Source organism: Streptomyces sp. ALB3, from assembly GCF_044385685.1.
GTDB lineage: Bacteria > Actinomycetota > Actinomycetes > Streptomycetales > Streptomycetaceae > Streptomyces.
In genome coordinates, this window is sequence record NZ_JBISCE010000027.1 from 640,822 (window position 1) to 652,934 (window position 12,113).

Here is a 12,113-nt window from a genome sequence, read left to right on the forward strand (position 1 = left end):
GGCAGTAACCCGACGCTTGTCACTCACCACTCAAAGCAACCACGCGCACACGGTCCCGTCAAACGAGACGTACGGCGTGGGGTGGGCGGCCCGGCAGGAGCCCGCCAGGTGCCGCGACGGCCCCTCACCGGCCGCTGCCGGCTCGGACGCCGTACGCCGTGTGCCGTGCACGCCGTCGTCGTGCCCTGGGTACAGTCGGGCGACCGATCACCGAGCCGGGAGGAGCGCAGCCGGACATGGCGGTGGACGACCTCGACACCCGCATCCTGCGGCTGCTCATCGAGCAGCCGCGCACCAGCGTGCGGGAGTACGCGCGCATCCTCGGCGTGGCCCGCGGCACCCTTCAGGCCCGTCTGGACCGTCTGGAGCGGGACGGCGTGGTCACGGGCACGGGCCCGGTACTCTCCCCCGCGGCCCTCGGCCACCCGGTGCTCGCCTTCGTCCACCTGGAGGTCACCCAGGGACATCTGGACGAGGTCGGTGACGCGCTCGCGGCCGTACCGGAGATCATCGAGGCGTTCTCGACCACGGGGGGCGGGGATCTCCTCACCCGTGTCGTGGCCCGCGACAACGGGCATCTGGAGGACGTCATCCAGCGGCTGATCCAGCTCCCCGGCGTGGTACGGACCCGGACCGAGGTGGCTCTCCGGGAGCGGGTGGCGCACCGGGTCCTGCCGCTGGTCGAAGCGGTGGGGCGGGCAGCGGGCCCGGGCTGAGCACCGTCGGGCATGCTGGAGGCCATGAAGACGCCGCGCCTCTCGTCACCCTCCGTCCTCTTCGATCTCGACGGCACCCTCGTCGACAGTGAGCCGAACTACTACGAGGCGGGGCGCCGGCTCCTCGCCCGGTACGGCGTGCGGGACTTCAGCTGGGAGAACCACACACGCTTCATCGGGATCGGTACCCGCGAGACGCTCACCGTCCTGCGTGAGGAGTACGGGATCGAGGCGCCGGTCGACGAACTGCTGGCGCGCAAGAACGCCCTCTACCTGGAACTGGCCGGAGCTTCCACCACGGCCTTCCCCGAGATGCGCGTCCTCGTCCGGCGGCTGTTCGACGAGGGGGTGCCCATGGCCGTCGCGTCGGGCTCGTCCCGGGCGGCGATCGAGGCGACGCTGGCCGTCACAGGGCTGGACGCCTACCTCCCTGTGTACGTGTCCGCGGAGGAGGTGGCGCACGGGAAGCCGGAGCCCGACGTGTTCCTGGAGGCGGCCGGGCGCCTCGGCGTGGCGCCGGACACCTGTGTGGTCCTGGAGGACGCCGTCCCGGGTGTCCGCGCGGCCCACGCGGCGGGCATGCGGTGTGTGGCGGTTCCCGACACCGAAGCGAGCGGGGACGGGGCCGCGTTCGGGACGGCCGAGCTCCTGTTCCCGGGCGGCCAGGCGGAGTTCACCGCTGCGGCCGTGCTCGACTGGCTCGCCGCCGAGTGACGACGGGCCGGTACGGACCGCCGGTTGGCCGGATTCCGCATCCCTGGCTCCGGCCGGGCGAGCGGAGGTCCGGGGGGCGGATATCCTGATCATGCCGCGCACCCCGACGCACCGTACAGAGGCGATGAGCCCGACGAGGTCGCCGCCGCGGCAGTCGGAGCGGGCCACAATGCGAGATTGGTGTGCACAAGGTGCTGGTTGCTGGACGGTACCGGCTGATATCCCCCATCGGCCGTGGCGGTATGGGCGAGGTGTGGCGCGCCACGGACGAGGTGCTGGGGCGGGCCGTGGCAGTGAAACTGCTGCTGGGGGACCAGGCCGACGCCTCGGCGACCGCACGCTTCCGCCTGGAGGCGCAGACGGCGGCGCGGCTGAGCCACCCCCACCTGGTGGCCGTGTTCGACTTCGGCGCCTGGGAGGACCGCTTCTACCTGGTGATGGAGCTGGTCGAGGGCAGGAGTCTCGGTGATCTGCTGGCGGCTCAGGAGACGGTCCATCCCGAGCAGGTCGCCCGTATCGCCGAGCAGGCCGCCGCCGGACTGGCCGCGGCGCACCGGCAGGGCATCGTCCACCGTGACATCAAGCCCGGCAACCTGATGCTCGACGCGGACGGGTCCGTGAAGATCGGGGACTTCGGTATCGCCCAGTTCGTCGACGATCCCTCCACGGCGCTGACCACGGCGGGCCACATCGTGGGCACGAGCCTGTACCTGGCGCCCGAGCGTGCTCTCGGCCGCACGGCGGACTCCGCGTCGGACATGTACTCGCTGGGCTGCCTCATCTACCAACTGCTGGTCGGACAGCCGCCGTTCCGCTCGGACACCGCCACCGCCACGCTCTACCAGCACGTGGACAGTCCTCCGGTGCCGGTCAGGCAGCGTGGGGTGGACGTCTCCCCCGCCTTCGACTCGTATCTGCTGGGCCTGCTGGCGAAGCAGCCCGAGGACCGGCCGAGCGCGCAGCAGGTGTCCGACTGGTTCCGTACGGATGCCTGGCGCGGGCGTCCCGAACCACTGCCGCAGCACGCGGCCCCCGCCCCGAGGCGCGTGGCCCCGGCCGCCCCCTCGCCGGTTCCCGCGCCGAAGGCCCCCGCCGCCGGTGGCGCCGCGACGTACCGGCTGCCCCAGGCCACCGGCCGCAGGCGGGCGGCTCCCGCGCCGCGCGCGTCCAGACCGGCGGCCGGACCGGCCACGACGCGCCGGATCAGAACCGGGGAGGCCATCCGTCGGCGCCCGCGCGTGGCGAGCGCCGTGGCCGGGACGGTCGCCTTCCTGGCGGCGGTGTACCTGGGCACGATCCTCTTCGCTCCGGACACCAGCACGGCGGACACCCCGGATCCCGGCCCCTCCCCGACCGCCGGGCTCGGAACGCCCGAGCCGGCGGGCTCCGCCCGGGACGGCGACGGGGAGGACTGAGCGCCTGGGCTCACCAGCGCGGGTGCACCTCCGCGCGGATCCGGCGGTCGTAGAGGTCGCGCACCGCGTCCAGAGTGGTGTGCGGAAGTGCCGGAAGGCCGGCGGCCGAGGCGTTGGCGCGGGCCTGCTCCACCGAGCGCGCACCCGGGATGACGCTGGTGACGCCGGGCTGCTGGATGATCCAGCGCAGCGCCGTCTGCGCGGGGGTGGCCCCGTCGGGAGCGAGCCGTGCGAACTCGGCGGCGGCGGCCACGCCGGTTGCGTAGTCGATGCCGGAGAAGGTCTCGCCCTGGTCGAACGCCTCGCCGTGGCGGTTGTACGTACGGTGGTCCTCCGGGGCGAAGACCGTGTCGGCGGTGTACCGGCCGGACAGCAGCCCGGAGGCGAGCGGGACGCGCGCGATGATCCCGACCCCTGCCTCGACGGCGGCCGGGAGGACCTCGTCGAGCGGCTTGAGGCGGAACGGGTTGAGGATGATCTGGACACTGGCCACGCCGGGCCTGGCGATGGCCGTGAGTGCCTCGGCGCACGTTTCGACGCTCACCGCGTAGGCGGCAATCCGCTGCTCGGCGACCAGCGTGTCGAGGGCGTCGTACACGGCTTCCGAGGAGTAGACGGCCGTGGGCGGACAGTGCAGCTGCACGAGGTCCAGGGTGTCGACGCCGAGGTTGGCGCGTGAGCGGTCGTTCCAGGTGCGGAAGTTGTCCAGGACGTAGTTCGCCGGGACCTGTTCCGCCCGGCGGCCCATCTTGGTGGCTACGAGGACGTCCGCGTCCGGTCGGTCCTTCAGGTAGCGGCCGATGAGCTGTTCGCTGCGGCCGTCGCCGTAGACGTCGGCGGTGTCGAAGAAGGTGACTCCCGACTCGACCGCGGCGTCGAGGACGTCGAAGGCGTCGGCCTCCCTCACCTCGCCCCAGTCCCCGCCCAGCTGCCAGGTGCCCTGTCCTACGACCGATACGTGACGGCCGGTCCTGCCGAGTGTGCGCTGCTCCATACGGATCATGCTACGTCGGTACGCGGGACCGGCGGCGGGTGGCGCCGGCGGTCCCGCGCCCGTCCTCAGTCGCCGGTGGTCACGCGGACGTAGTCGACGACGAGTTGCTGCGGGAAACTGGTGCTGCCGTCCGGGTCACCGGGCCAGTAGCCGCCGACGGCGAGGTTCAGGATGAGGAAGAACGGCTTGTCGAACACCCAGGCGTTGCCGTTGAGGTCTGCCGGTGTCCTCCGCTGGTAGACGGTGCCGTCCACGGACCAGGTGATGGAGTCGGGGGCCCAGTCCACGGAGAAGGTGTGGAAGTCGTCGGCGAACGCGGCCCCGCCCGGGAGGGTGTAGCCGGCGCCGATTCCGCCCGACCCCGAGTAACCCGGGCCGTGCAGGGTCCCGTGGACGGTGCCGGGTTCGAACCCGACGTTCTCCATGATGTCGATCTCACCGCTGTTGGGCCAGCCGACGCTGCCGATGTCGGCGCCGAGCATCCAGAACGCGGGCCATATGCCCTGCCCCCGCGGGATCTTCATCCTGCTCTCGACGTGCCCGTAGGTCGCGGTGAACTTGCCCGAGGTGTTGAGGCGGGAGGAGGTGTACTCGCAGGTCCCGTACCAGCACTGGTAGTTGCCGGGGTTCTCCTTGCGGGCGGTGATGACGAGGTTGCCCTGGCCGTCGAGGGCGGCGTTGCTGTTGCCCGCCGTGTAGTACTGCCGCTCGTGGTTGTTGACGTTGTCGCCGGTCTCGGTCAGCCATTTGCCGCCGTCGACGGCGGAACCGGCGGGGCCGTCGAACTCGTCGGCGAAGGCCACCGCAGCCGTCCGGGAAGCCGTGGAGGACGCAGCCGTGTGGGGGCCGGGCGCGGCCGAGGCTCCGGCGGGAAGTGCGGTCATGGCCACGGAGCAGCAGAGCAGGGAGAGCGCGGTGTACAGCGTCGCGCGGCGCCGCCTCGACGGGCGGCGCGGAGTGTGGTGGGGGGAAGGCACGGTCATCACATCATTCCGTGGTGGGGGGACGGTCATGCGCATGACATAACTACGCCGAGAAGTGAGCACGTGTCTCGTGTGCCCCAGGCGTATCTTTCAACACTTGATTTAAGGCAGTCCTCCGAGACCCGTCAAGGATCTGGTCCGGACCGGGCGGGTACGGGTGGAAGACGCCGCCGTGGGGAACGGACAACCCATGCGCATCCGTACCGAAGCCGCCCTCCCCCTGGCTGTCGCCCTCGCCTTCGCCCTGCTTGCTCCGGCAGGTGCCGCGTCGGCCTCCTCGTCCGCCGTGCCCCCTCTCCCCACGTGCCGTGGAACCAGCCTGGAAGTCGCCGCCGTGGCCTCGGACCAGCCCGGGACGGTACGGATCGGCGTCACCAACCGCGGGCGCCAGGCCTGCGCCGTCGACCGTGTCCCGACGGTCGTCTTCGGCGACCTGGACGGGCCCGCCCTGCCGGTGCCCGAAGGTGGGAGCGCCCCGTACCGCCTGCCGGCCGGGAGTTCCGCCCACGCCGCGGTGCGCACGCTGGACCCCGCGGCCACGGAACTGCGCGTGGTGGACCGGCTGACGGTCGCCGCTGACCCCGGCCACCGCGGTCGGATCTTCGACGCGGCCTCGCTCGGAGCACCGGACGGGATGCGCGTCTGGGAGCCGGTGACCACCTGGTGGCACCGTTCGGGCGCGGCGGCCGACGCGGCGCTCGAACGCCACGCCGGCTGACCCGGCCTCTCCACTCCGCCGCGCACGGCCGCCGCCATGCGGCGTGCGGCCGTGCGCGGCAGAGTGGAGACATGGACTGTGCGGAGCGCGCGGCTCCGACCGGGCAGGCGCGCATCGTCCGACCGCATCCCGGCGGAGGGAACAGGCGTGGACAGCGAGAGCACACGGCGTTTCGTGGTGCAGATCCACGACGCCAGGCGTATGCACTTCGATTTCCGTCTCGAGGTCGACGGCGTCCTGAAGTCGTGGGCCGTGCCGCGTGGCCCGTCGGACAATCCGAGCGACAAGCGGCTGGCCGTGCCGACGGACGACCACCCTCTGGAATACCGCGAGTTCGAGGGCGTCATTCCGCGTGAGGAGCAGGGCAGCGGCACCGTGATCGTCTGGGACCAGGGCACCTACCGCCCGACCAGCCACGACCTCGCGGGCGACCCCGTCCCGTTCGCCGAGTCCCTGGAGCGCGGGCACGCGACGTTCTGGCTCGACGGCACCAAACTGCACGGCGAGTTCGCGCTCACCCGCTTCCGGATCGACGACGAGGACGGGACCCGGGGGCCGGAGGCCTGGCTGCTGATCAAGGCGAACGACCGCCAGGCGGTCCACGACCGGCCGGGCACCCCCGACCCGTACCACGCCCGGTCGGCACGCACCGGCCGCACCTTGCACCAGGTCGCCGTGGCGGAGTGGGAGAGCGCCCGCTGACGGCTCACGGCCGGAGCGGCTCGCCGCCGGTCCCGGTGAGACGCTCCAGAAGGCCCGCGTAGCGCGGGCGTCTGTCGGGGCGGGCGTGGGCGACGGCGTGCCGCAGAGCCGGGACCGCGCTGGCTCCCATCAGCAGCAGCCCCTGGGCCGCTTCCGCGCGCACGGCCGGACGGGAGTGGTCGAGCAGGCCGACCAGCGTGGGAAGGGCGGGCTCCCAGCCGGCGCGGCAGAGCGTCCTGATCGCCGAGCGGCTGATGTCCGGCTGCGGGTCGTCCAGCAGGACGACGGTGTTGAGCAGGTGGGCGGACCGTTCCAGCATGGCGCGCGAGGTCCGGTGGGCACGCAGCCTGACCCGGGGCAGGGGGTGGTTCAGCAGTTCGGCGATGACCTCGCTCAGGGCGGGGTCGGGATCCGGGGCCCGGCCGCCGTGCTCCTCCGCGAGCCGGGCGAGAGCCCTGCGTATCTGCTCGGGGCCGCCCGTGCGGGCCAGGTGCAGCAGTTCCGCGCGCTCCGGCCGGTGGCCGGGCCCGGCGGTCGGGGCCGGGTGCCGGTCCGTCGCGGTGGAGTCCGGCGTACAGGGACCCGGAGGCGGGCCCTCGTCCAGGAGGATCCCCTCGGCCAGGTCATCGCGCCCCTCCGCGCGCAGCCGGTCCCGGACCCGTGTCATGGCCGGCGTCCCGAGCAGCCGCCGGCCCACCAGCAGGTCGAGGAGACCCCAGGCCCCGGCCTCGAGGCGGGTCCCGAGGTGGTCCGCCAGCACATCCGCGGGTGCCGCCCGCAGGGCGTGGCCGCTTTCCGTCCGGAGGTCGGCGGAGCCGTGCTCCCACCAGCCGAGCAGCAGCGGGATCAGGGGGACGAGGTCCCGGGGCGGGAGCTGCCGGGCGAGTCGGGCCACCCTCGCGTGCACGAGGCCCCCGGCGTTCAGCACCGCCGGGTCGACGGTGGCCAGCGCGCGGGCCAGGCGGTCACCGGACGGCAGGGGAATGCGTCCTCGCAGGTACGCGTCGAGGACCGTGGCTGCCGTCCCCGGCTCCGGCCAGCCCAGCAACTGCCGGGCGGCGTCGGCCCTGCGGGTGGCGTCGGGCCCGTCCAGCATCTCCAGCAGCCGGATGCGCCGCGCGGCCGAACGCGGCTGGTCGAGGTCGTCGACGCGTACGGCTTCCGGAGCCGTACCGGCTGTCTCGGCGAGCGTCCACGGGGGCACGTCGAGGGGCTGGAGGACGGTCATCCAGTCGACGAGGAAGGAGCGCACCCCGTCGTCGCCGGCATCGGGGTAGACAGCCATGAGGGCCGAGAGCCTGTACCGGGAGCCCGGCGGGTGCCTGTCACCGCGGCGGAACTCCTCCAGCGCGGAGCGTGTGCGGAGGGCCGCGCGCAGCGCGGACCACCAGGCCTCCGCCCCGTCCTCGGCCGTGAGGGCGGCCGGTGTGCCGAACACCTCGCGCAGGACGGTGGTTTCGGCCTCCCGGATGTCCGGGGCGAAGCGGGCCGCGGCCAGGGACCGGTCCAGATCGCCCCGGCCCACCACCGCGTCGCAGGCACGGAGGAGCCGCAGCGCCCACACGGGCTCGGGGGGCGACATGGCGCGCACGGCGTCAGCGGTCACCAGGCGCTCGATGCCGGAGAGGCGGGGCGCCACCGCGTGGAGCACGGCGAGGAGTCCGGGCCGGTTCTCCCGTTCGCCCGCGAGACCCGCCACGAGCACCTGCGCCGAACCGGCGAACGTCGCCAGCTCGTCGGGCGACCACCGCGCGGGGCACAGCCGGAGGACCGTGCGCAGGACCCGGTCCCGGGTGCCCGCCCCCCGCACGTCCCCGGCCAGGCGCAGCCAGTCCGCGAGCATCGGCCGCAGCTCCCGCAGGCACCGTGCCGGCGGGGCGTCCGGAGCGTCGGCGAGACGCAGGGCGGCCCGGGTGCTCCAGCCGTGGTCGATGAGTGCGGCGGCACGGGACTCCGCGCCCTCGCCCGGAGGCGAGCCGGCCACCGTGATCCCGTGCACGGCCCACAACTCGACGAGATCGGCGGCGCTCCCCGCACCGAGACGGATCCGGCCGTCCGCCACCGCGACGAGCAGGTCCGGCACCACGGGGGAACCCTGTTCGGCCAGGGCGAGGACCGTGCGGGAGGCGAGCACCCCGTCGAGTGCCCGCAGCAGCAGCGTCCTCTCACGGTCGTCCCGTGTGCTCCCGGCGGCTGCGAGGACCGTGGCCGTGCAGGCGCCGCCCAGCACCGCGCGCAGTGCGGCGACGAGCCCCGTGCGCAGCCCCGGATTGTCGGCGCGGCCGAGGGCGCGAACGAGGCCGGGCACGGCGGCCGGGGTCCCGGCGTGCACCAGCGCCGACGCGGCGGTCTTCCTGATGTTCATGGTGGGGTGCTCGAGGAGTGCGGTGATCGCCGGGCAGGCCCACCGGGCCTCCGCCTGACCGAGGGCCAGCAGCGCCTGCCGTACGGTCTGGATGTCGTCGGCCCGGGTCAGGGCGATCAGCGTGGCCGACAGGGCCTGGGCGTCCTCGCCCGCCGCGCCGGCGGCCAGGAGCGCGATCACCTGCTTGCGCACATGGGGGTCACGGTGGCGCAGCAACCGGTGCACCCGGGGGCGGGCCCGCGCGCAGGGTACGCGCCGCAGGAGTTCGAGCAGGATGGACAGCTGACGGGCCGGCAGGCCCGGCGTGTCCAGCAGGTCCAGCACGACCCCGGCCACCAGCGCGTCACCCGCCTCCCCGGCGTCCCGGGCACCGAGCAGACAGGACGGCCTGATCCTGCGCCGCTCGTGCAGACGGCCGCCGAGGCCCCGTACGGCGTCGACGATCTCCTGCGGGACGACGGGTTCGGCGGCCCTGGCCGGTTCCGGGCGCGGGCCCGTCTCCACCGTCTCCCAGGACTCCGCCAGCTCGCGTACGACCCGCAGCAGCAGCGCGGTGACGGCGGGCAGGGTGGCCGCGCTGCCGTGGGCCGCGAGCGAACACAGCGCGGCGACCGGATCGCGGGGCGCGGGGCCGGCGGCCAACAGGGCCGGTTCGCGCTCGTCCGGGGCTCCGAGGCCGGCCGCGACAACCGGGGGCAGCGCGGTGGGATCGACGCGTGCCAGCAGGTGGCGCCGGACGGCCGGGTCGGTGCTCAGCTGCCACAGGAGCTCGAGTGCCCGGTGCCGTACCGGGCGGAGGAAGGGAGCGATCCTACGGCCGCCCACGTCCGGCCCGAGCGCTTCGGTCAGCGTCGCGGCCGTACGGTGACCACCGATGGCTTCGAGCGTTTCGAGCGCCGCCTCCGGAGCTTCGGGCAGCACGGCGAGCACGGCCTCCTCGGCGTCCTCATGGCGCAGCTCACGGATCGCTTCGAGAAACGGTCCGGGGACGCGCGCCGAGGGCAGCAGGCGGGTGACGGCCGCACCGATCGGGAGGTCTCCCGTCCCCTGTCCGGCCAGGGCGACGAGCAGGGCGAGCCGGCGCGGCCAGCCCGGGTCGTCCGCCGGCGCGTCGACGAGCACGTCCAGCACCGCCCGACGGCAGGTGTAGAGGACCGTCGCGACCGTGCGGGCGTCGATCGAGTGATCGGCCAGCGCCAGAGCTACGACGGCCGGGGCATGGCACGCGTCGGGGAAGTGGCCGCGCCTGTGGAGCCCTTGCAGGCAGCTCACCGCGGGGCCGCCGAGGAGCAGCGGGTCCTGGGCGGCGATGTCCAGGACCGCAGCGATGTCACCGCGTTCAGCCAGGTCACCGAGGAGTTCCATGGCCGACTGCCGGACGGCCGGGGGCACGGCGGGATCCGCGGCCGCCCGCGGCAGGACGGAACCGTGCCCGTGCCGGGCGGCGGCCGTGAGCGCGTAGGACGCCACCGGGGCCGCGCGGGCCGCGTCGAGATACGGGGCGAAGCAGGCCTCGGGCAGCGGGTCCACCACCGCCCAGGGTTCGGCCAGTTCCGCCAGGGCCGCGGCCGCGGCCGCCGTGCCGTCCGTGTCCCCGCCGAGCAGCCCGGCCAGATGAGCCCGGGCGGGGCCGGGGGCCAGCAGGCCGGCGTGCAGGCCCTGGCGGATCAGCCGGACCGCCTCCGCGCACAGGACGCGGTCGCGGGTAGCCAGGAGTTGGGCCACGAGCCGGTCCGGGCGGTGCGTGTCCCCCGCGTCCACGCCACGAACAGCCTGGTACAGCGGCTCACCGAACCGCTCGTCGCGCAGCGCCGAGGGGTCGGTGAGGAGTTCGGCGCGCAGCCAGGCGATCCGCACCCGTTCGGGAAGCCCCTTCCTCCGCCACGCGGGCAGCTTCCGGCGCGGGAGGTGGAGCGCGAGGCGCGCGTGGAGACCGGCCAGGAGGAGCGACTCCTCCGGCGACGCCGGCACGTCCCGGGGCAGCAGTCCCGCCAGCTCCGCCGCCTCGCCGGCCGGCAGAGCGGGCCCGGCCGCCCGCTCGTGCAGAAGGGTGAGCGCCCGGTACCTCTCACGGCGGTCCGCGTGCCCGATGAGCGGCCCGAGCTCGGAGACCGGGCGCAGCTCCGCCAACACATCCCGTTCCTGACGGCTCGGAAGGTGTCGCTCATGTGTCCGCGCGCCCGCGGGAGTCCTGGTCACCGTCGGATGTTAGGTGCGTGCGGGACACCTCGGCCACCGGTTACCGGCGCCATCCACCGGGCCGGCCCACCGTCCGCGCGCGGTCCCGGCGTCCGCGCGTGCCGGGCGCGACCGGGCCGGGCGCACGGACGCGGAGCCCTGTCCGGGTGCCGGGAACGGGAAGGGGGACGGGGGGTGTCAGGTGCTCCTGACGGAGGCCAGGTGGGCGAACACCACCACGTTGTCCTCGTAGTCCTTCTTCTTCTTGTCGTAGGCGCCACCGCACGTGATCAGCCGGAGCTGGGCGGTGCCGTTGTCGGAGTAGACCCGCTTGCTCGGGAAGTCGGCCTTGCTGAACGTCTCGACCGAATCGACCTCGAACGTGGCGACGGCGCCGTCCTCACGGGTGATGTCCACCGTGTTGCCGGCCTTGAGCGTCCTGAGCAGCAGGAACACGGCTGGTCCGGTTCTGGTGTCGACGTGCCCGGCGACCACCGAGGTGCCACGCTCCCCGGGGGTGGCACCGTCCTTGAACCAGCCGACCAGATTCGCGTCGTTCGCGGGCGGCGCTTCCAGCTGCCCGGAGGGGCCGACCGCCAGGGGCGTGAAGGGGGCGTCTACCGCGATCGACCTGATCGAGATGCGCTCGGGTTCGGACCGGGGCAGCCCCGGGGGCACGGCGGACGCCGAGGCCGGCGTGTCGGGGGACGCGGGCGAGGAGGCCGCCGGCAAGGACACGACGGCGGGTGCGGACGGGACTCCCGCCGACGCGTCGAAGGAGTTGTAGACGAGGAGGAAGCCCAGGCCCACTGCCACGACGGGCCACAGCAGGGAACGGCCAAGAGCAGGGGAGGCGGGGTCGGGGTCGGACGGCTGCGGGGCGGCCATGCGCATGCTGCCTTTCGTGTGCGAGAGGGACGGGCGGATGAGCAGGGGAATCGGCGTGGCCACCGCCCCGGGGGTGGGGCGGCGGCCACGACAGGTCTCACGCAGAGGTGCGGACGCCGGTCAGGCGGCCGCGGCACCCGAGGCGTTGCGGCGGCGCAGCTTGTACGCGGCGACGCCCATGCCTCCGAGCATCAGGGCCGAGCCGGCGGCCAGGCTGCTGCCGGAGAGCGCCATCGCTCCACCACCGGTGTGGACGCCGCCCTCGGGCTTCTCGTGCTTCCAGGTCTTCCCGCTGTCCGTGTCGCTGCCGGAACCGGACTCCTTGTCCTTCTGCCAGTCGTCGGCCGACACACCGGCCAGCGCACCGCCACCGGCGTGCACACCGCCCTCGGGCTTCTCGTGCTTCCACGAGTCCGGCTTCTCACGGTCGTCGTTGCTGC

9 protein-coding genes and 1 pseudogene are annotated in these 12,113 nt (G+C 73.9%); 5 read left to right on the top strand and 5 right to left on the bottom strand.

Annotated elements, in window-relative coordinates; translation table 11 throughout:
- Positions 1-236: 236 nt before the first annotated feature.
- From ACHFIV_RS18030 to ACHFIV_RS18040, 3 genes are all read left to right on the top strand, one after another.
- On the top strand, positions 237-716 hold the full coding sequence (locus ACHFIV_RS18030) for an Lrp/AsnC family transcriptional regulator (protein ID WP_398969659.1): 480 nt from the start codon (positions 237-239) through the stop codon (positions 714-716).
- Between the two features lie 24 nt (positions 717-740).
- Positions 741-1,430, top strand: a complete 690-nt coding sequence (locus ACHFIV_RS18035) for an HAD family hydrolase (protein WP_398969662.1) — start codon at positions 741-743, stop codon at positions 1,428-1,430.
- Between the two features lie 242 nt (positions 1,431-1,672).
- Positions 1,673-2,845: a serine/threonine-protein kinase gene (locus ACHFIV_RS18040; RefSeq protein WP_398969742.1), complete on the top strand. Its 1,173-nt coding sequence runs from the start codon at positions 1,673-1,675 to the stop codon at positions 2,843-2,845.
- Positions 2,846-2,855: 10 nt separating this feature from the next.
- Here ACHFIV_RS18040 and ACHFIV_RS18045 read toward each other — a convergent pair whose 3' ends face one another.
- Together ACHFIV_RS18045 and ACHFIV_RS18050 are read right to left on the bottom strand one after the other, a co-directional pair.
- A complete protein-coding gene (locus ACHFIV_RS18045) occupies positions 2,856-3,848 on the bottom strand; it encodes an aldo/keto reductase (protein ID WP_398969665.1) in 993 nt (330 codons plus the stop codon).
- 56 nt (positions 3,849-3,904) lie between these two features.
- Positions 3,905-4,822 (bottom strand): glycoside hydrolase family 16 protein, encoded by a 918-nt coding sequence (locus tag ACHFIV_RS18050; protein ID WP_398969668.1) that lies wholly within the window; start codon positions 4,820-4,822, stop codon positions 3,905-3,907.
- Positions 4,823-5,012: 190 nt separating this feature from the next.
- On the opposite strand from ACHFIV_RS18050, the gene ACHFIV_RS18055 reads away from it, so the two are divergent.
- Together ACHFIV_RS18055 and ACHFIV_RS18060 are read left to right on the top strand one after the other, a co-directional pair.
- A complete protein-coding gene (locus ACHFIV_RS18055; RefSeq protein WP_398969671.1) occupies positions 5,013-5,540 on the top strand; it encodes a DUF4232 domain-containing protein in 528 nt (175 codons plus the stop codon).
- A gap of 36 nt (positions 5,541-5,576) precedes the next feature.
- The gene (locus tag ACHFIV_RS18060; RefSeq protein WP_398969673.1) at positions 5,577-6,242 is read left to right on the top strand and encodes a DNA polymerase ligase N-terminal domain-containing protein; all 666 of its coding nucleotides are present in this window, start codon (positions 5,577-5,579) and stop codon (positions 6,240-6,242) included.
- 4 nt (positions 6,243-6,246) lie between these two features.
- On the opposite strand, the gene ACHFIV_RS18065 is transcribed toward ACHFIV_RS18060, so the two are convergent.
- The 3 genes and pseudogenes from ACHFIV_RS18065 to ACHFIV_RS18075 all read right to left on the bottom strand — a co-directional run.
- On the bottom strand, positions 6,247-10,737 hold the full coding sequence (locus ACHFIV_RS18065) for a HEAT repeat domain-containing protein (RefSeq protein ID WP_398969676.1): 4,491 nt from the start codon (positions 10,735-10,737) through the stop codon (positions 6,247-6,249).
- Positions 10,738-10,983: 246 nt separating this feature from the next.
- Positions 10,984-11,673: a class F sortase gene (locus tag ACHFIV_RS18070; protein ID WP_398969679.1), complete on the bottom strand. Its 690-nt coding sequence runs from the start codon at positions 11,671-11,673 to the stop codon at positions 10,984-10,986.
- 120 nt (positions 11,674-11,793) lie between these two features.
- Positions 11,794-12,113, bottom strand: a pseudogene (locus ACHFIV_RS18075) (hypothetical protein); the annotation flags it as partial.

Bases quoted from the DNA above. Each gene is read 5' to 3' on its own strand.
- ACHFIV_RS18030 (WP_398969659.1), top strand. From the start codon at position 237: ATGGCGGTGGACGACCTCGACACCCGCATCCTGCGGCTGCTCATCGAG.
- ACHFIV_RS18035 (WP_398969662.1), top strand. From the start codon at position 741: ATGAAGACGCCGCGCCTCTCGTCACCCTCCGTCCTCTTCGATCTCGAC.
- ACHFIV_RS18040 (WP_398969742.1), top strand. From the start codon at position 1,673: ATGGGCGAGGTGTGGCGCGCCACGGACGAGGTGCTGGGGCGGGCCGTG.
- ACHFIV_RS18045 (WP_398969665.1), bottom strand. From the start codon at position 3,848: ATGATCCGTATGGAGCAGCGCACACTCGGCAGGACCGGCCGTCACGTA.
- ACHFIV_RS18050 (WP_398969668.1), bottom strand. From the start codon at position 4,822: ATGACCGTGCCTTCCCCCCACCACACTCCGCGCCGCCCGTCGAGGCGG.
- ACHFIV_RS18055 (WP_398969671.1), top strand. From the start codon at position 5,013: ATGCGCATCCGTACCGAAGCCGCCCTCCCCCTGGCTGTCGCCCTCGCC.
- ACHFIV_RS18060 (WP_398969673.1), top strand. From the start codon at position 5,577: ATGCGGCGTGCGGCCGTGCGCGGCAGAGTGGAGACATGGACTGTGCGG.
- ACHFIV_RS18070 (WP_398969679.1), bottom strand. From the start codon at position 11,673: ATGGCCGCCCCGCAGCCGTCCGACCCCGACCCCGCCTCCCCTGCTCTT.